The organism is Streptomyces sp. NBC_01092 (assembly GCF_045039535.1).
Classification (GTDB): Bacteria; Actinomycetota; Actinomycetes; order Streptomycetales; family Streptomycetaceae; genus Streptomyces.
The window spans coordinates 8627251-8644765 of sequence record NZ_CP108659.1; the positions used below are offsets into that span (position 1 = coordinate 8627251).

The 17515-nt window shown below is 71.0% G+C and carries 24 protein-coding genes; 1 reads left to right on the forward strand and 23 read right to left on the reverse strand.

What is annotated here, in order from left to right; genetic code table 11:
• Window positions 1-9: 9 nt before the first annotated feature.
• From OG254_RS38850 to OG254_RS38905, 12 genes are all read right to left on the reverse strand, one after another.
• Window positions 10-774, reverse strand: a complete 765-nt coding sequence (locus OG254_RS38850) for a hypothetical protein (protein ID WP_405591585.1) — start codon at window positions 772-774, stop codon at window positions 10-12.
• Window positions 771-1046, reverse strand: a complete 276-nt coding sequence (locus OG254_RS38855; RefSeq protein WP_405591588.1) for a hypothetical protein — start codon at window positions 1044-1046, stop codon at window positions 771-773. The genes OG254_RS38850 and OG254_RS38855 overlap by 4 nt, the downstream gene beginning before the upstream one ends.
• A 59-nt stretch (window positions 1047-1105) precedes the next feature.
• Complete coding sequence (locus OG254_RS38860) at window positions 1106-2896, reverse strand: type IV secretory system conjugative DNA transfer family protein (RefSeq protein WP_405591590.1); 1791 nt, start codon at window positions 2894-2896, stop codon at window positions 1106-1108.
• Window positions 2897-2944: 48 nt separating this feature from the next.
• Window positions 2945-3718 carry a DUF317 domain-containing protein gene (locus tag OG254_RS38865; protein ID WP_405591593.1) on the reverse strand — a complete coding sequence of 258 codons (774 nt, stop codon included), beginning with the start codon at window positions 3716-3718 and terminating at the stop codon, window positions 2945-2947.
• Window positions 3715-4314, reverse strand: a complete 600-nt coding sequence (locus OG254_RS38870) for a hypothetical protein (protein ID WP_405591596.1) — start codon at window positions 4312-4314, stop codon at window positions 3715-3717. Before OG254_RS38870 ends, OG254_RS38865 begins: the two co-directional genes overlap by 4 nt.
• 69 nt (window positions 4315-4383) lie before the next feature.
• On the reverse strand, window positions 4384-5202 hold the full coding sequence (locus tag OG254_RS38875; RefSeq protein WP_405591599.1) for a DUF317 domain-containing protein: 819 nt from the start codon (window positions 5200-5202) through the stop codon (window positions 4384-4386).
• Window positions 5199-5546 carry a hypothetical protein gene (locus OG254_RS38880; RefSeq protein ID WP_405591601.1) on the reverse strand — a complete coding sequence of 116 codons (348 nt, stop codon included), beginning with the start codon at window positions 5544-5546 and terminating at the stop codon, window positions 5199-5201. The genes OG254_RS38875 and OG254_RS38880 overlap by 4 nt, the downstream gene beginning before the upstream one ends.
• A gap of 33 nt (window positions 5547-5579) precedes the next feature.
• The gene (locus tag OG254_RS38885) at window positions 5580-5948 is read right to left on the reverse strand and encodes a hypothetical protein (RefSeq protein WP_405591604.1); all 369 of its coding nucleotides are present in this window, start codon (window positions 5946-5948) and stop codon (window positions 5580-5582) included.
• 101 nt (window positions 5949-6049) lie between these two features.
• Window positions 6050-6871: a DUF317 domain-containing protein gene (locus tag OG254_RS38890; RefSeq protein ID WP_405591607.1), complete on the reverse strand. Its 822-nt coding sequence runs from the start codon at window positions 6869-6871 to the stop codon at window positions 6050-6052.
• Window positions 6868-7674, reverse strand: a complete 807-nt coding sequence (locus OG254_RS38895; RefSeq protein ID WP_405591610.1) for a DUF317 domain-containing protein — start codon at window positions 7672-7674, stop codon at window positions 6868-6870. The genes OG254_RS38890 and OG254_RS38895 overlap by 4 nt, the downstream gene beginning before the upstream one ends.
• Window positions 7671-8060: a hypothetical protein gene (locus tag OG254_RS38900; RefSeq protein ID WP_405591613.1), complete on the reverse strand. Its 390-nt coding sequence runs from the start codon at window positions 8058-8060 to the stop codon at window positions 7671-7673. The genes OG254_RS38895 and OG254_RS38900 overlap by 4 nt, the downstream gene beginning before the upstream one ends.
• Before the next feature lie 29 nt (window positions 8061-8089).
• On the reverse strand, window positions 8090-8218 hold the full coding sequence (locus OG254_RS38905; protein ID WP_399957049.1) for a hypothetical protein: 129 nt from the start codon (window positions 8216-8218) through the stop codon (window positions 8090-8092).
• Between the two features lie 200 nt (window positions 8219-8418).
• On the opposite strand from OG254_RS38905, the gene OG254_RS38910 reads away from it, so the two are divergent.
• Window positions 8419-8709, forward strand: a complete 291-nt coding sequence (locus tag OG254_RS38910) for a hypothetical protein (protein ID WP_405591616.1) — start codon at window positions 8419-8421, stop codon at window positions 8707-8709.
• Window positions 8710-8722: 13 nt separating this feature from the next.
• Here the strand turns inward: OG254_RS38910 and OG254_RS38915 are convergent, their stop codons facing one another.
• The 11 genes from OG254_RS38915 to OG254_RS38965 all read right to left on the reverse strand — a co-directional run bounded on the left by OG254_RS38915 (window position 8723) and on the right by OG254_RS38965 (window position 17491).
• A complete protein-coding gene (locus OG254_RS38915; RefSeq protein WP_405591619.1) occupies window positions 8723-9127 on the reverse strand; it encodes a hypothetical protein in 405 nt (134 codons plus the stop codon).
• A gap of 27 nt (window positions 9128-9154) precedes the next feature.
• Window positions 9155-9910, reverse strand: coding sequence for a hypothetical protein (locus OG254_RS38920; RefSeq protein ID WP_405591621.1), 756 nt, complete (start codon window positions 9908-9910; stop codon window positions 9155-9157).
• Window positions 9911-9936: 26 nt separating this feature from the next.
• Window positions 9937-10647, reverse strand: coding sequence for a hypothetical protein (locus OG254_RS38925; protein WP_405591624.1), 711 nt, complete (start codon window positions 10645-10647; stop codon window positions 9937-9939).
• A 20-nt stretch (window positions 10648-10667) separates the two neighbouring features.
• Window positions 10668-11579 carry a hypothetical protein gene (locus tag OG254_RS38930; RefSeq protein WP_405591627.1) on the reverse strand — a complete coding sequence of 304 codons (912 nt, stop codon included), beginning with the start codon at window positions 11577-11579 and terminating at the stop codon, window positions 10668-10670.
• The gene (locus OG254_RS38935) at window positions 11576-12349 is read right to left on the reverse strand and encodes a hypothetical protein (RefSeq protein WP_405591629.1); all 774 of its coding nucleotides are present in this window, start codon (window positions 12347-12349) and stop codon (window positions 11576-11578) included. Before OG254_RS38935 ends, OG254_RS38930 begins: the two co-directional genes overlap by 4 nt.
• Window positions 12346-12762 (reverse strand): hypothetical protein, encoded by a 417-nt coding sequence (locus OG254_RS38940; protein ID WP_405591632.1) that lies wholly within the window; start codon window positions 12760-12762, stop codon window positions 12346-12348. The genes OG254_RS38935 and OG254_RS38940 overlap by 4 nt, the downstream gene beginning before the upstream one ends.
• Window positions 12763-12869: 107 nt before the next feature.
• A complete protein-coding gene (locus OG254_RS38945; protein ID WP_405591635.1) occupies window positions 12870-13319 on the reverse strand; it encodes a hypothetical protein in 450 nt (149 codons plus the stop codon).
• A gap of 82 nt (window positions 13320-13401) precedes the next feature.
• Window positions 13402-15201 (reverse strand): hypothetical protein, encoded by a 1800-nt coding sequence (locus OG254_RS38950; protein WP_405591638.1) that lies wholly within the window; start codon window positions 15199-15201, stop codon window positions 13402-13404.
• Window positions 15198-16340: an AAA family ATPase gene (locus OG254_RS38955; RefSeq protein WP_405595451.1), complete on the reverse strand. Its 1143-nt coding sequence runs from the start codon at window positions 16338-16340 to the stop codon at window positions 15198-15200. The genes OG254_RS38950 and OG254_RS38955 overlap by 4 nt, the downstream gene beginning before the upstream one ends.
• A 194-nt stretch (window positions 16341-16534) precedes the next feature.
• Window positions 16535-16756, reverse strand: coding sequence for a hypothetical protein (locus OG254_RS38960; RefSeq protein WP_405595453.1), 222 nt, complete (start codon window positions 16754-16756; stop codon window positions 16535-16537).
• Window positions 16757-17050: 294 nt separating this feature from the next.
• Window positions 17051-17491 carry a hypothetical protein gene (locus OG254_RS38965; RefSeq protein WP_405591641.1) on the reverse strand — a complete coding sequence of 147 codons (441 nt, stop codon included), beginning with the start codon at window positions 17489-17491 and terminating at the stop codon, window positions 17051-17053.
• Between the last annotated feature and the right edge of the window lie 24 nt (window positions 17492-17515).

Sequence of the window (17515 nt, forward strand, 5' to 3'; positions counted from 1 at the left end):
TTCTGTGGTTCAGCGGCTTCGCGTGGTGACCTGCCCGGCGGCGGGCAGGGGGCGGGGTGTGGTTCCGGGCGCAGTGCGCGGCCCGGCGGGAGGCGCGTCGATGACCGAGGCAAGGGCGGTGACGCCGGCCGAGGTGAGCCGTACGCGGTCCAAGGGCGGGCCGCCGACGTAGGCGGCGCGTGCCGAGCCCGTCGTCCTCTCAGCCAGCCCTTTCGACTCCAGGGCGCGCAGGGTGCTCATCAGCACCTTGGGCTCGCGGGAGCGGGTGAACTCGCGGCCCAGGGAGCTGCTGGCCGTTACGTGTCCGCAGGCGATCTCGGCCAGGGCGGTGCGGTGCGCGGCACCGAGCTGACCATCGGGTGCTGGTGCAGTGGCCGAGCGCCGCCGCCTGGTCTCGGAGGCCAGCGTCACGGCGCTGGCGACGGCGGCTTCCGGAGCCAGCGCGGTCAGTTCGCGGGCGGAGCGGGTGTTCAGGTCGATCGAAGCGTCGGCGAGGATGACGAGCTGCCTCAGACGCATGACGACCTCGCTCAACTCCTCGCTCTCATAGAGCCGCTCGCCTTGGATGGCCTTGATGGCGGCACCGGTGGCGGAGGCCAGGCGGTGCGCGGAGGCGGCGTAGGCATCCGGCAGTGGTGCGCCTGCAGCATGCACGAGGAGGTCGAGCGCGTCGTTGTGCTGGGTGTACTGGTCGGCCAGCTGGAGCAGCCGTTCGACGGGCGTCGGCGGTGGCGCCACCTCGAACAGCAGGGCGTCGACGGGCGATTCGGTCATGCGCGAGACCGGTGAGAAGTCGCGGGCGCGGAGGACGGTGCCGGAGCGGCACCGGGCCTCGATACCTGCTCGGCCGGGATCTGCGAGGTTGGTGCGAAGGATTCAAGGACGGCGGCAACGTCGGCGATGTGCCGGGTGCAGGCGAGTGCCTGCTGGTTGGTCGCGCGGTGGCTGATAGCCCGCAGCGTGACGTCGGGGTCACTGTTGCCGCATTCGAGGCAGCAGCGGTGGTCGGGGTTCCAGTCGTCGGGGACGTCATGGATCAGTGGCATAAGGGGTCCAGGTGGGCAGGCGGGCGGTGTGCAGAGGGAGGGTGAGGAGGCCGGCGGTTCTACGCGGCGGGGCCGAAGTCCGACTGCTTCGGGGCGGCCTTGGCGATGGCGCGGGCGGTGATGCCCTTGGAGGCGCGGGCGGAGGCGGCGGAGAGTGCGTCGGCCCCGGGCTCGAGATACCAGGGGCGAAGATCGAGCATGGCCGCGCGCATGCCGGTGGCGAAGGCGAGCGCGGTGCCCTTGGGCAGCGCGCGGATGGCGTCGGCGGCCAGGATGCGTTCCTGGCGCATGGACACGGAGGTGGACTTGCCGGACTCCGAGGTCGAGGTGGAGGTCGTCTCGACGTCGTGGTCGCCGATCAGGCGGGACAGCTTGTCGGCGAAGTCGGGGTCGTCGATACCTGAGCCGATGACCTTGATGGTGGAGGCGGACCACATGGCGTCCATGCCCGCGTCGCCCCACACCTTCTGGCCCTGCCGGTAGCTCTGCAGGATGGTGATCGGGATGATGCCGCGCGAGCCCAGGTGGGAGTACAGGTCGGGCAGGTCGCTGATCTTGCAGACGTTGGCGGCCTCGTCGAGGATCGCGAGCATCGGCGGGTCCAGGCGCCCGCCGGCCCGTTCGGCCTGTGCGGTCGCGGCGCGCATCACGCTGTCCGCGCACGCGGCGATGAGGGCCGAGGCTCCGCCTCCGCCGTCCTTCGACAGCAGGTAGAGCGTGTCCGTTGAGGTGACGAACGCGGAGGGCCGGAACTCGGGCACGTCCTTCTGGGGTGTCACCCAGGCGGCGATCTCCGAGTTCAGCAGGGCGGCGGCGTACTGGCGGGCCGTCTCGTAGATGCCGTCTCGGGTTTCCGGTGGGCCTTCCACGGTGCCCTTGAGCTGGGCGGCGACCGCGGCGAACTTGTGGTCGCGCAGGATGTCGAGCGGGGTGCGGTCGGCGGGGAAGGCGAGCCAGGCCATTACGTCGGTGATCGGCCGCTCGTCGAGCGCCGCGGCCAGAAACAGCTGGCTCAGGATGTTGCTGCCGGCCTTCGACCAGAAGTCGCCCTGCTGAGACGCGTCCACGCTCGCGGCGAGGAAGTGCCCGGCCAACCTGCCTGCGCCGTCGAGGGTCTTGGCATCGGCCAAGGGGTTCCACCACATGGCCCGCTCCGCGTGGGCGATCTGCTGCGGATCCATCGACCAGGTCCGGCCGACAGCGGCCCGCGCATCAAGGGTCGCGGTGTAGGCGTCACCAGCGGCCTTGTTGGAGGTGAGCAGGACCGGGCCGGGCGCGTTGAGAATCGAGGGGATCGCCAGACTGGTCGTCTTGCCGGATCGGGGTGCCATGATCGCGACGGCGACGTCCTCGTACCCCATGCGCACCTCATGCTTGGTGCCCTGGAGATTGCCGAGGAGGATGCCGGTGTCGGCCGCGTCGATGTGCTTGGCGTCCTTCAGACTCGGGCGCAGCGAGCGCGCCTTGTCGCTGATGGCCTTCGCCATCAGCGGCTCGATGTCCTTCTGCTTGGCCATGCCGACGACGCGCTTCTTACGCCCGCTGCCGCCGCCTCGGTACCGCTGGTAGAGCACCGCGGCGGTGATGCCGAGCGCGACGAGTACGGCGCCGGGAAGGATGCGTGTGCCGATCAGGAGGGACGTTTCGCTCAGGTTGGGCCACAGCTGGTCGGGGTGCAGCAGGGCCTGAACCGGCTGGTAGGAGGCGGTGTTGGAGGTGGTGGCCCAGGCGGTGAGATTGCCGCCGAGCCAGGCGAGGTTGGACAGGGGCACGGCGACGGCGATGGCGCCGAGGAGGACCTTGAACGCTATGTCGTAGCCGTCGGTGGACGTGGAGTTGGGCTGGGGCAAGGGCTGTTCCAGGTACGAGGGAGGAAGGGGGCTGCCGCGACGGACCGGTCAGCGCGTACGGCCTCGCGCCGGTCCGGGCGGCACGGGGGCAACGCCGGTCACGCGGCGGTGCCGCTCGGCGAGGGCGCTGATGCGGCGCTCCAGAGCGAAGGCGACGTCCGTCGCGGGGATGTGGCGGGTGTCCACGGTCATGCGGTCGCGGGCCCAGCCCGGGATGCGGCGAGGGTCGCGCCTGATGGGCGCGGGGTCGGCGAGCGCCTGCGTCACGGCGGCGATCAGGTGAGTTGGCGTGGTGCCGGTGAACACGGCTCGCCAGATCGTTGGCTCCACGACGAACGGAGTGGTCTCGATCATCCACAGGTCGCTGCCGGGAGTTCCGACCTGCTCGACGCGCGTGATGCCATCGGGGGCTGCGAGCCCGCCGAAGTGCTGGGGTGTTTCCCACCCCGCGTCCTGCAACGCCGTGAAGGGGTCGGGCGGAGCCGCGGGCGGCCCGGACGGGTCGGTCAGCGCGTCGGTGAAGGCGGCGATGATCTCGACGGGGGTGCGGCCTTGGAAGGTGGCCGCCCAGGCGGGCTGATCCGCGGTACGTGCATGGCGGATGGTCCACCAGTCCGGATCATCCGGATCGCCGGGGGCCAGACGCAGTTGCGTAAGTTGGTCCGGGCTGGTGAGCAGGACACGGGGTATCAGAGGGTCATGCCCGTAGCTCCAACCGGAGACCCGGTGCAGCGGCTGGGTGATCCAGCCGGGATCGCCGATGCCCGCGAGGGAGCGCGGGGCGATGAACGCCTGCTTGACGGTCTCGCTCGCGCCCGTCACCGCCGGCCCATGGACGGTGTGGCGGTGGCCGTGTGTACGGGCGCCGCCGTCGACAGGGTCCGCGCGGATGCCGGCGAGTGCCTCTGCGCCAGCGCGTTGACGGCGAAGAGCGTCTGGCCGTGGATGGCCCACTGGTCGAGGTAGGACCAGGCTTCCGCGTAGCTTTCGGCGAGCGGTTCCGCGTACGCCTTCGTACCGGGCCGCGCGCTCGCGGGCAGCGCGGCGCGTACCGTGAGCCAGTCGTCGTGGACCGCGTAGAGGCGTTGCGTGGCATCCCGAAGTTCTCGGACCTGCCATGCGTAGCGGCGGGTCCGGTCGGAAGGCGACAGGAGGGCGAGCTGCCGCTGAGCGACGTCCACGAGTTCGTCGGCGTGGTAGTACACCCGGCCGAACGCGGACAGGGTGTCGGCGTCGCGTTTCTGCTGCCGGCGGCCGTAGGCGTCCTCGTCGTGGGGCTGGAACGTCTCGGGGTCGGAGTGCCGGTCGGAGTAGTGGTCCCAGGCTGCGAGGATCTGCCTGCTGTGCCGCAGATAGATTGCGAGCTGGCTCAGATAGAGCCGGTGGGCCGGGCTCCCGGGTTCGAGTGAGATGGTCAAAGTGGGCCTTTGGGCGGGCAGTTGTGATGGAGGGGCGGAGCGCGGAGCGGCCGGAGCCGCTCCGCACGGTCAGCGGCTGCGGGCCGTGGGCGTGGCCGCCTCGGCAGCGGAGCCTGTCGACGACCGGGTGCTGGGGGCGGCGCTGCGGCGGGCCTTGCGGGCGGAGGCCCGGCTGGCCTTCAGCCGAGCTTCGTGGGCGGCGGCGAGCTGCTCGCCCTGGGCGCCGCCTTCCACCTGCGCGACGAGGTGGTCATGCGGGACGTCGTATCGACCGCGGGAGACGGGCTCGGCGTCGACGAGGGCCGTGGCGAATCCGGCGATCAGGTGGCGTGGGGTGCGGTCGTCGAAGTACGCGTGCCATAGCCGGTGGTGGCCGCCGAGGCCGGTGGGCAGCGCGACTTCGGCCTTCCAGCTGAAGTAGTCGCTGGTCAGCGTCGCCGACCGCTCCATGGCGGTGATGCCGTCCGGATGGCGGGCGTACTCGTTGCCCCGTTCGTCGCACTCGTACGTCCAGCCCGCTGCCTGCAGCGTCGGCCAGATGTCCGGCTCGGCCGCGGGCGGGGAGCGTAGGAGCGCGTCGGTGAATCCGGCGATGATTTCCACGGGTGTGTTGCCGCCGAAGGACGCGGACCAGAGCTGCGACGAGACCCGCCACCAGGAGCCGTACGCGTCCGGGGTCGGCTCCAGGACGAGCGTGTGCTGGTAATCGGGGCTGCTCAGAACAACGTGGGGGAAGTCGGGGTCGCCGAAGTTCTTCCACCCGCCGGCCCGCAGAGCCTGGGTGACGTGGCGCGGGTCACCGGCTCCGGCGAGGTGGCGGGGCGTGGTGTCGCACCAGATCCGCGACCAGGGATCGTCGGCTGCGGTGGCGATATAGGGACGTGTCACGGCGCCGAGGGAGCGGCGGGCTCAGGCGCGTAGCCGTTCAGGCGCTGTACGTCCCAGTGCAGGACGTGCAGGTCGGTGGCCTCCTGGGCGGCTTCCCGAAGCCCGGTGACGATCAGGTGGATCTCGTTGCTGTCGGCCTTCGTCTCCTGGGCGATGAGGCGTGCGGTGTTGCGAAGGATGTCGCCGAGCAGGATGGGGACGCCGGTGTCCTCGTCGAGGAGGACGGCGAGCAGCGGCAGCACGTCGGATACGGACGGATTGGTGTGCAGGTAGTTCTGGACCTGGGCCAGGGTGGCGGTCGCCTGCGCGACGTCGTCGGCGCTGGGGGCGGAGGGGGTGGGCAATGTTCTCCTTGGATGGAAGTGACGGGGCCGCGCTCACCATGGCCGGACTGGGCGCTGTCCTCTGGGTATGCGTGTGACGTCCGGGGAGAAGGTGCGGAACTGTTCGTCGAGTCCGTTGAAGCGATCTCTGAGGTCGGTCAGGTCGCTGTACGCGTCGCAGCAGAGGTCCTGCAGATCGTTGGCGTAGGGGTCTTGGACAGCGAAGTCGGCACAGGTGGTTGCGATCACGTCGAAGATCTGGGCGATGAGGTGGAGTGCACCGTGACTCCGGTCGACGATCGGAGTGAGGACGTTGGCGAGATCCTCGGGGCGTTCGGCTCTATCAAGCTGCCGGCCGAGGCGCAGGAGTTCGGCGGTGAGGGCCTCAACGCCACCGGGCGGGAGGTCTTGTGACTGAGTCAAGGTGATGCACTTTCGATGGGGCGGCGGGCTGAGGTGAGACGGTCGGCGGCGCACGCGTGCTCCGGCTTGGGCGTACGGACGGGGCGTACAAGCCCCCGGGGTCAGCGGTGTCTCTTGTGGCGATCTGGTCCGGGTGGTGGCGGCGCGGGCGAGGCGGTGCCGGTGCGTTGAGCGGCTTCGAGGCGCCGCAGATGCTGCAGGCGGTGCTGTTCCGGTGTGACGGGGCTGCGCCGGGAGTCGAGGAAGCCGAAGGCGTGCCGCGGTTCCTGCCCCTCCCAGCGGAGCAGCGGGGCGGGATCGGTGAGCGCGTTGATGAACCCGGTGAGGGCTGCCGGCGGGGCGGCTTCGTCGATGGAGGCATTCCAGATCCACCGGTGTCGCTTCTCGGTGAGCGGTACTGAGACCTGAACTGCCCAGCGATGGATGGGTGTTTCGGCGAGCGAGGACTCGCGGGACAGGTAGGCAGTCTCGTCCGGGGACCGGGCGGCACGCTCCCTGCCGGCCAGCCGCATGGCCCACCCGCGGCTGGCCGCAAGGCGCCACAGCTCGGCCTCTTCGGGCCGTGGCCCAGTGGAGTGCAGAACGTCGGTGAAGCCCGCGATGATCTCCACCGGGGTGTGGATGCCAAACTGGGCCGACCACGCGTGTCCCTGCGCCGGGCGGACGCGCCAGGAAGACATGAACTCGTCCTCTTCGGGTTCCAGCGCGAGGTGCAACCGTCGGTCGGGGCTTTCCAGCAGGACATGCGGATAGCCCGGGACCGAGTGGTCGCTCCAGCCCGACGCGAGCAGATACTCGGTCACATGTCGGGGGTCGCCCCCGCCGGCCAGATGGCGCGGGGTTACCTCGTCCAGCCAGCGGACGGCGTTGACGCGGTGCAGGGTGGGGCCGTTGACCTTGGAGTAGAAGCGCTCGTGGCTCACCGCATCCGCCCGGCCTTGGCATACGGGCGGGCCCCGGGACCTTGAGGACGTGCCCGGTTGCCGGCGAAGGTGTTGCTGGCCCAGGTGGCGGCGCGGGCCGCGGTGATCCGGGCCTGCTGCCATGCGCTGAGTTGCGAGGGCAGCACGGACACCGAGGTCGTGCGGATTCTCTGCGAGGGCGGGACGTGGCCGAGGGGCCGCATCACCGGCTGCGGGTCGGCGAGCGCGGTGCTGAACGCCTGAACCAAATGCATCGGCGTGGTCGGCGTGAACGTCGCCTCCCATACCGTCCCGTGCTCGTTGCGGGCGCCGGCCCACCAGTGCGCCTGTCCGGGGGCGGACTGGTGGAAGCGGACGACGGCGTCGCCGTCCGGACTGCGGGCGGTGAAGTGCTGTCCGCGCTCGGTTTCCCATCCCTGTGCCTCAAGCGGCGCCCACACGTTGGGGGCGTGTGCGGAGCGCGGCCGGGTCAGCGCGTCGGTCATTCCGGCCACGATCTCGACGGGGACCTGCCGGCCGAGAGTGGCGTGCCACGCCCCCTCCGTCCTGGTCTGCTTCCCGCTGATCGTCCAGCCGCCGGGCTGGGTGAATGGGTCGTACCCGATGCGCACGGACTTGTCGGGGCTGTCGAACACGACGGGACCGCCGGTCTTGGACTTGTCCTTCCAGCCCGAGGCGCGCAGGTACTCGGTGACGAAGCGCAGGTCTCCGCCGCCGGCGAGGTGCCGGGGTTCGACGAGGTAGTGCTGCTGGGCCTGCTGACCGGTGGGGCCCCAGCCGGACCACTGCTTGTTCTTCTTCACCGGTGCCGCCTGACGACCATCGCCGATGCGACCGGCGCGGCGGTGGGCCCGCTGGAGCTGAGGGCGGGCGCGGCGACCTTCTTGATGGCGCCGGTGTGCTCAGTGAGGTCGACGCCCACGCTGTTGAGTTCGTTGGCGGCGCGGCCCAGCGCTAGCCAGACCTCGGGCGGCAGGATGCCGCGCTCGGAGTTGACCTTCGCGAAACGCGAGCCGGTCGAGACGAGTTCGGTGACCTCACCGAGGAGACCGGTGTCGTAGTCCAGGACGTTGGCGAGGATCTGGGCTGCCTCGCCTGGCGGCGCCAGGGCGAGGCGACGGCGGAGCTGGCCGATCTGGGCGGTGATGGCGTTGGCCAGCTGTATGGAGGGGAGATTCGAGTCGGGCATGGGCCTCCTGAACAGGCCGTTCGGGGCTGCTAGTTGTGGTGACGGATGCGGTAGCTCTCCACGAGGAGGGCGGCGTCGCGGCGGCGGGCTTCGTCGAGGGCTGCCTCGGGGCGTCCGCCGGCCAGCGGGTTGGTGCGCTCCCGGCTGCAGACGGTCACGGCGCGCAGGTAGCGGCGGAACAGGGCGGTGACCAGGCGAGGTTTGCGGTCGGCGGTGATGGGCGGGGGTGTGCGGTCGGGGTCGTGAGTGACGGCGGGCTCCTGGGGAGGGTGGGGCCGGCCCCGATGGGCCGGGGCCGGCGAGGGTCGGGTGGCCAGCGCGTACGGCGTGCTTGCCCGGCGGGTGGCGGTGGCGCCGGGTGTGCTGCCTGTTCGGCGAGTGCGGCGCGATAGGCGGTGCCGCCGAAGAGACCCGTGTCAATGTCGATCCGGTATCCGGCACGGGCCAGCAGCAGCGCGGCCCGGTCGGCCAGGGTCTTCATGGTGATCTCGTCCATCTCGTCCGGGATCTGATGCCAGACGTCGCCCTCGACCTGGTGCCGGTCGAGGCCGAGGGCGTCGAGCAGGACCAGGAGATGTTCGGGGGCGTCGGCGCGGGTGTCGACGTAGATCGTTCCGTCGCGGTGGTGAAGGTGACGTCGACGTCGTAGTCGTCGGCGAGGCTCACCGTCGGTGTGCCCTCGCCGGCCGCCCCGTCGCGGGCGCGGCGGCCACGGCGCGTGGCGGGGCCGGGGCGCTGTGGTTGCGCATGGCCGCTGCGGCGTCGGTGTAGGCAGCGGCGTCCCAGACGTCATCGTCGATGCGGACCACATATCCGGCCTGGTGCAGCCAGGGCACCGCATGGGTGGCGAGCTGCTTCTTCGCGTCCTCGTCGAGGTGGGCGGGTGCTTCGTGCCAGACGTAGACGGGCCCGGGGATGGGCAGGGTCCGGCGCTCGAAGCCGAGGTCGTCGAGGAGAGCGAGCAGCTGCTCGGGCGCGCCGGTCGGGGTATCGGCGTGCACGGTGTCGGTGAGGGGCTTGCGGTAGATCGTGACGTCGGTGCCTTCGTCATCGGCACGGTTTCCCACGTGCGGTTACTCCTGTGCAGTTCGGGGCTATCGCCGTCGCGCGTACGGCACGGACGAGGTCGCGGGCGGCGCGACGGGGGTGGTGTCCAGGACGGGCCGGGTCGGCGGATGGCGCAGCACGGTGTCGATGCCCAGCGCGGACAGCCGTTCTCCGGCGGCTCGTACGGAGGCAGCCTGGCGGGCGGTGTCGTCGCCCGACAGGACAAGGACGGCTCGCACTGTGTCGAGAACGAAGCCGTGGTCGGTGAGTACCTGGGTGATGTCGGCGCGGTCGGGCTGGTCGACCACGAGTGCACCGTCCGACCAAGTCATGACCAGGCGTTCTGGAGCGGACGATGCCCGCGTGAAGTGCTCGGCGTTCTTGAAGACCTGGTGGGCCGCGACGTAGTAGCGGGGAAGGAGGTCGAAGGTGATGTTCTCGGCCGCGCTGAACGGGTCGGCGTCGACCGCGATTCCGTCGGGCTCGCGTACGCCACGGAATGCCTCGGCCGGTACGTCGTCGGGGGCCAGTGCGGCGATGAGGTATCCCTCGGCGTGGCCGGGCTGTTCTGTGACGAACAGGCGCGTTCCGTCGTGCCGTTGCAGCACGGCGCAGTGGTCCACGGGGTGCTTGGCCAGGGCTTCCGCGACCTCGTTCATGTCCCAGACCGCGTCGGTGAGGACGTGGTGGACGTTGAGGCCGCCATGGCCAGGGTGGTACGCGCTGGTCCAGGTGCCCGGCAGCTCGCCGGCGAGGACGGCGGCGAACGAGCCGAGGCTGGTGTCGGGGGTGGGGTCGTGCATGGGCTCCTCGGAAGGGAAGGGCGCGATCAGCGTCGCGGGTGTGCCGGTGCGGGTGCGGCGGGCGCGGCGACGGGGCTGGTGGTCAGGCGCGGCGGAGGCGTCGGGCAGGCGCAGACGGCGGAGGCTTCGCGTTCCTCCGGTCCGACCTCGGCGGTGCACGCGCGGCGCTGGGGATGGTCCTGGTGCCGGTCGACGAGGTCGTTGCGCATGTGCGCGAGGTCCGACCACAGGACGCCGAGCCGGTGCTCGGCCAGGTACTGCAGCCGCTTCGCGGTGTGCGGATCTGCCGGTTGGCCGAGGTCTTGATAGAAGGCGGCGGTGGCCGCCAGCACCTCGCCCAGGGCGACGAGCACGCCGTCGTGGGAGGCCGTCAGTTCGGTCAAGACGTCAGCGACCTCGTCGCTGCTGGTGGCGTCGCGGATCCGCTCGGCCAGGTGCGCGACCGAGGAGCCGAGCGGAAGGTAGTGCGGCTCGCGCCTGTCGGTGTCGAAGGCGTCGTCGGTGTCGACGCCGTACTTCACGGCACGCAGACGAGCGACGGCGCGGGTGGCGAGACGTTTCTCCTCAGCTTCGTCGAGGCCGACGGGCAGGCGGTGATAGGTCTCGTGGAGGCGGACGACGGGGACGAAGCCGCTGCGCTCAAGGATGCTGTGGGCTTCGGGATCCCCGCCGCGGGCGAGGACTTCCCCGGAGTGCACATCGCGCCTCAAGGTCAGGAAGCGATCGGCAAGGGCCAAGAAGGGTTCTTTCAGTCGGGTCAGCGGGAGAGCCGGGCGCCGGACAGGCCAGGTGCGACGATCCGCGTGGATGCACGGGGTGTTGGCCCGGCAAGGCGCGCTTGAGCGGGGGCTGGCAGGGCCGCAGCCAGAGACTCGAGACTCTCTTGGATGCCATACAGGCGGCGGGCCACCATCTCCAGCTGGTGCGCGATGTCGGGGCCGTACGCATCCGGCAGGTCATCGAGGCGGTGGGCCGCGTGCTCGATGAGACCACGAACCGTGGACAGCGGCCCGGTGCGTTCGGCGGCGAGCTGCCGCAGCAGCACACCGAATTGAGAAGCGGCATCGGCGGTGCCGGCTTCCAGTCGGCGCCCCGTGAACCGGGCTTGCTGGACGGGCTGCTGCGGATCCGGTTCACTACGGGGCGAGAGCAGGCCCAGCTCTGCCTCGATGCGTCGGCTCTCCGCCGCCAGGAGCGCGAACAACCGGTGCGGCTGTGCGGTCCACGTGCCGTCGGCCCGGATGAGGTTGGCGATCAGATCGAGGCGGCCGGGCTGCGCCTGCACGGCGATCCAGCGGCACCCGTGGTCGTCGCCGGGGTGTTGGATGCCGGCGGCACGGGCGATCCGGTGGGCGATCTCAGTCCACTCGGGGCGGGTCAGCCCCCGGTCGTCCGGGTGCAGCCGCACGTCCGCGTGCCAGATGGCGCGGCGGTCGCCGTGCGGACTGACCGGGACGGGGTGACGCCAGTTGGGGTCGTCCAGGTGCTCGGCGAACTCGGCGGTCGTCCAGCTCTGCCCTTCGTCGAGGGGGGTGTATATGTCGAGGTTGTTCCAGTGGGCGACCACCGTGTGGTCGGTCAGGGCCTCGCGGTGGCTGACCGGGCGGCCGAGGGCTTCGGCGAGCGCCTCGCCGGCGCTGAGGTCGCGCGGTCCAATACGGATGATCATGGGGTGGGGTCCGGGCGGTTGGGGATGAGGAGGGCTAGGTCGTGCGCCGTGGTGATCAGGGCGCGTTCGCGTACCAGGTCGGCGTGGACTGCCAGTTCGCCGGGCGGCAGCACCTCCAGGGCGTGGTCGATGGCGGTGAGGGCCTCGGGGTACTGGCCCAGACTCCGCCGGGCCGAGGCCATGCGGAGCAGCGCGATCGGATCGTTCAGTCCGCCCTCGGGGAGCAGCCCCACCAGGGCCAGCAGCATGGGTGCTCGGCCGGGAAGGAAGGTGCCCAGCCACACGCCGTGCAGGAGGACGTGCAGGGTCTTGGGGTGGTCGGGTGCGGCCACGAGGACCCGGTGCAGGACGGCGAGGCCGTCGGAGCGGGACTGCCCCAGCCGTGCGAAGCCGTACAGGGCTTCGCTGTACGGGTCCTCGTTCAGCACGCTCACCGGCACCTTGTTCATGAGTGACTCGATGTCGCGGCAGCGGAAGTCGTAGCGCAGCGTGCTGAGGTAGAGGTGCCGGTACGTCCGCCAGATCACCGGGTCCTGGCTGGCGTCGGTGACGTGCTCGGGGGTGAGCACGACCAGCGCGCTGTTGCCGGCGGCGCGGGCCTGCCAGGCGACGTCGGCGCACACTTCGGCCGACTCCTGCCACGTCGCGTCCATCTCGCGCAGGGCCTCGGCGAGCAGCGTCGGCCACTCGCTCCCGGTGATCGCCTCGATGGCCGCTGTAGCCGTACCCGTCAGGTCTGCGGCGCGCTGCGAGCCGAGTGCCTGTGTCACTGGCCGCCCCGGGCGTCGGCGACGTGGACCACCTGGTTGAGGCGGGTGACGGAGTACCAGCCGCAGTCGACGTCCTCGTGGGCGTCGGCCAGGCGCGGGATGAGGTAAGTGCGCAGCGCCTGCTGGTAGATGAGGCAGTCCGGGCAGCGGCTGGAGAGGTGGACCAGGTAGCGCGGGTGCGCGGTGATGTACGTGCGCTCGCCGCCGGCCGGGTCGTACAGGCGCCAGCCGTCCTCGTCGGTAGGGGTGTGCCACGACGGGGTGACGACCTTGTAGGCGTCGCCCCACAGTTCGCTGCCGGAGGTGCCCTTGAGGATGACGACCTGGTCACCGGGCCGGAAGTGGGCGTGGGTGATGTCCCGGTCGGGGGTGACGATGTCACCGGGGGCATGCGGATGGCTGGATGCGGGCACGGCTGGGTTCCTTCCACGAGGGACGCGGGGAGGCGGTGGGAGGAACAAGGATCCGGAGGATCCCCGGTTTCGGTAACCGGGGATCGTCGGGTATACAGCCCCGCGTCCTACCGGAACGGGTTCTCCGTCCCGATGTCGTCCGAGGCGGCGGCGTCCAGGAGTTCGGGCAGGTCAGAGCCCTCAGCGTCCCTCTGGTCGATCCACCATCCGGCGCGGTCGACGGTGCGGATCTTGTCTTCGAGGACGGCCCAGTCGGCCTCGTCCCAGGTGCCCTCGCTCACCAGCGCGCTGTACGCGGCGGTGACGAGCTGGTGGCGGGAGCGCTCGCCCCAGGCGAGGGCCTTCTCGGGCCCATCGAGCGGCGGCATGTCGAACTGCTCGGCCCACTCGGCGGCGGCCTGCTGCTCCTCGGCGCGCTTGGCGGCGAGCCAGGCTTCCTTGGATTCCGTGTCGGAGTCGCGGGCGGCCTTCCAGCAGTCGGTGCAGTCGCGGCCTTCGAGCCAGCGGGCGAATGAGGCGCGCCGGTCGGCGGGACGGTTGGACAGGTTGTGCGTCACTTCGTGTCCACAGCTGTGGACAATTTTCCAGGCGGTGCGGATTGCCACGTGGTTGTTCCTGCTTTCTGTCTTCTGCGTCGTCTCAGCGTGTCCTGCGGATGGCGTCTGTGGCCGCCGTGGCGATGGCGACGGGAGCGCTGGAGGGCTGGGGCAGGTGCAGCAAGGTGGTCCCCGGCAAGTGGTGGGACTTCGCGGTGAGGGTGAGTTGGAGTACGGCGCAGCCGGCGGTCGTGAGCTGCTTGACGCGGGTGACGGCTTGAGCGGTTTCGTCGCTGCCGTACCGGGCGTCGGTGACGATCACGAGGAGGCGGCCGGCGCCGGGGCGGCTGAGTTCGAGGCCGTGGTCGAGTGCGTCGATGGCGTCGCCGAGGTTGTGGTGGCCGCCGTTGGCATCGAACGTCGTCACGCGCTCTGGTGCTCGGTGGGTGGGTCGGGTCAATGCGGTCAGGTGCCTGTCATAGGCGATGGTGGCGGTAAGGGAGTCGGGGTCGGTCAAGGCTGCTGCGCGTGCCACGATCCAGGCAGCGGACGCGACGGGCGCGCAGGCGGCACGCATGGAGCCGGAGACGTCGACGGCGATACCCACACGCAGCGGTGGGGTGGGGGAGTTCCGGCGGCGGGTGTGGGTGAACGGTTCCGCGGTGGGGACCGACCCGGCCGCGCGCTGAGCGTCGCGGGCGAGGGCCGCGCGCATGTTGAGGCGGCCGGGCGGGGTGGGGCTGGTGGTCCGCTCCTCGGTCCGCTCGCGGTAGGCGGCGGCACGCAGGGCGCGGCTCAGGCGCGCGGCGGCACTCTGCTCGGCGGCGGTGGGCCTGCGGGTGCCGGTGACCGGGTTGCCGTAGGGCGCCGGTGTGCCGTCGGGGGTGACGGTGGTGCCACGGGCGTTGAACACCGACTTGGCGGTGGCGGCGGCTTTGCGTCGCTGGCCGGCCCGCTGGGCGCGGTCCTGAGCCTGCGCCTTGGACTGCGCGGCCATGGCGTTGGTCGCTGCGGCCTGTGCCGCGAGGTCGGCGGCGTCGGTGGCTGCCGTGCTGTCCATGACGACCCCCACGGCGCCGGACAGCAGATCGGTGAGGTTCTCCGGCACGGGCAGGGCGGGGGCCGCGGTGTCCAGAGCGTCGCACCATTCTTTCGCGTGCGCGAGCATGGTCGTGGCGTCGTGGTCGGCGCACTGGTGGGCTGCGGTCCAGATGCGGGTGAGTGTGGCCAGCAGGTTTGCGCCCAGCACCTTTTCGCACAGATCGGCGACGGCCCGGGTCTCGCCGGCGTCCAGGATGCCGACGTCACGGCGGCCGAGGACCAGGGCCGCCACGGCGGCGGCGTGCTCGATGCCCTGGAGGGTGGGGTGGGCGATGTCGGGCATGACCAGGGTTCGGGCACTGGTGCGCAGGTACGTGCGGTCCGTGGGCCGCGTGATCAGGTGTGCGCCTTCGACGCGGCTCTCCTCCAGCAGGAGCGCGGCCTCGACGACACGGGGGTTCGCTCCGGCAGGCTGTGTCCAGACGGAGTGGGCCGCGTGCGCGGCCTCGTGGACGAACACTCCCCAGGCGGCGGGATACCGCTCCTCGTCGCCCACGATCCGCGGATGGATCTCGTGGGGCTGGAGCGGGGCGAACAGGCCGGCGTCGAACTCGACCTCGCCCAGAGTGGGGAAGAACGCGGCCGGTGCGCCGCTGCGCGTGCCGGGGCGGCAGGTGACGAGGAGGTCCTGGCGGCCGGAGAGGGCGACCAGCCGATCGCCGAGTTCGGCTCCCACGCGCAGCCACGCGTCCGGGGAGGAACGGGGTTGCGCGGGCGGGGCGCCGTCGTCGTCCCATCGCGCGAGGTCGGCGTCGTCGTCCGGCGTGGTGGCGGGGGACTGGACGTGGTGGTGGGCGCTCATCGCGAGCGGCCCCGGTGTGCGGAGCCGGTGCAGCCCGGGGGCTGCCGGGCGGCTGAGGCGGGGAGCTGCTTGCCGAGGGTGAGGGGCGCGATCTTCTTGACGCCGGCAGCCTTGATGACGGCGGCGGCGACGGCGTCGCGATCCTCCACAGGAGCGATGCCGACGAGGTTCGCGAGCGCGGCTTTGGTGCCGAGGACGGCCTCGGTCTTCTGGTAGCTGAGCAGTTCCCGCAGTTGGGGGGCCCAGCCCAGCTCGCCGAGTTCGACCTGGTGGGCGAGGTGTCGGGCGACCCGGACCACCCGGGCATCGATCCTCAGCGCCAGGGCGAGGTCATAGTCCGTGCCGATCTGGATCTGCACGCTGAACCGGCTCGCGAGCGCCTCCGTCAGAACCGCCCCGTGGACGCCGGGATTGTGGCCCGCCACCACGTAGAAGCCCGGCTCGGCCTTGATGGTCTCGCCCTTGTGGGCCTTGACCTGGATCTGCCTGCGCCCGTCCATCGCGGGATACAGCGCCGCCAGGACCTTCGGTGAGATCAAGGTGGCATCGTCGATCAGCAGGGCGCGGCCCTCGGTCATCGCGGTGACCAGCGGACCGTACTGGAAGACGTAGGCTCCCGCGTCGTCCTGTGTGTACTCGCCGATCAAGTCGCCGACCGTGGTGTCGCCGTCACCGGCGACGGTGAGCAGGTCCGGGAACGCCGCCTCGACCAGACTCGTCTTGCCGGTGCCCGGAGGGCCGTAGAGCAGCACCGGCACGTCGGCGTCGCGCAAGCGATTCAACGCCTCGACGTCGGGCAGATCGGCCAGCTCCCGGGGGTGGTAGACCTGGCCCCCCGCGCGACGGATCGGGCCGGTCTGCCTGGGCGTGGCTGCTGCGGGAATGGTCGTGCGGGCCGTGGCCGCCTGGGCGCGGGGAGAGTGGGTGCCCGGTGGGCTGATCACAGCGGTCTGCGCGGCTGCGGCGGTTTTCGCGTTCGCGCGGAACTCCGGTTGTCCGGTTCCGCCTTGGTCGGCCTCGCCGCGTCGCACCAGGGTGAGGGCGGCGTTGCGGACGGCGCCGTGGGAGTGGCCCAGCTGCCTGGCCATGTCCCCGATGGTGAGCGTGTCCGCCGGCCGGTTGGCCAGCAGTCGGGCCACCTTGGCCCGTAGTTCGCCGCCCTTGGTGCGCGCTGGACTGGTAGGCGTTCCGGGTGTGGTCAAAAGGAGGATCCTTCAACAGGTACGGGTGCGGGTTGGGTTGGCGATGCGCTGGAGAGGCTGGCCGCTCTCGGAGCGGATCACGGACTGTGCCGACATCGGCGACAGGGCCAACCGGGGCGTACCGTCGGCGCTCACCGGCCGACCGAGGGCTCGGTCCAGGTGCACGGGATGGTCGGCGACGAGCAGCTCGCTGGCTGCCGAGCAGGCCCGTGCGTCCGCTCCGCACCGGGTTCCGTCGCCCGGCAGGCGCAGCCTGGCGTCTCTTCGAAGCCGGCCTGGAGCAGGATCCGCCGGGCGGCGGCGTTGTAGCCGGTGGTGGTGATCTCGCCGGTGATGGTGTGCCGGATCGTCATGAACGGCTCTGCTGGTGCTTCGGGCAAGGCGGGTCTCCTATCGGTGGTGGTGGGAAAGCGGTGGGGTGTTGGGCGAAGGTGAGGCGGGTCCGGAGCTTCCAGCACATCAACGGTGCGTGGCTGGACCACGAACGATGGGCAATGACTGCCGACATGCTCCAGGGCGGGCCTCACCGCCCCGCAGCTACCTGACTCGCCTTTCCGCACGTTCCGATAGCCGGGTGTACCAACAACGGCCATGCGCTTGGGTGATCTCCTCGTGTCGGGGTGTTGTGTGCGGTGAGCCGCAGCGGCTCATGTCGTGCGGGCGCGTTGCGGGAGGTGTTCGGTGAGCTGCTCAGCAGCGCGGTCGAGCAGATCCACGTGATGTCGCCACGACCGGCGGGCGGCCTTGGCCAGCACCTTCTTGATGCGGGGATCGAGGGCGCTGACAGCATCCAGCCCGGCGGCGCGGGCCACGGCCAGGCGCAACTCCGCGTCGACCCATGGCCACTGCTCTACCGGGGGAACCGGGACTGTGTCGTCACCCTCGGGGCCAGCAAGGCGGTTCAGGTAGTCGCCGCCGCCGCTCAGGATCTGAGGGAGGGGGATGTCGTCGGTGGCCATCCAGCGTCCCTGCTCCAGCAGGAAGAGGAGGGCGCAGCGCAACAGGGTCATGTCGTCGCGGCTCGACGAGGTGCAGGCCGCGCATTCGTCCTGGTGACAGTTCCAGGTGGGAGAGGTCGTTCGGGGCATGGAGGAAGGGCCTTTCAGGGAGGG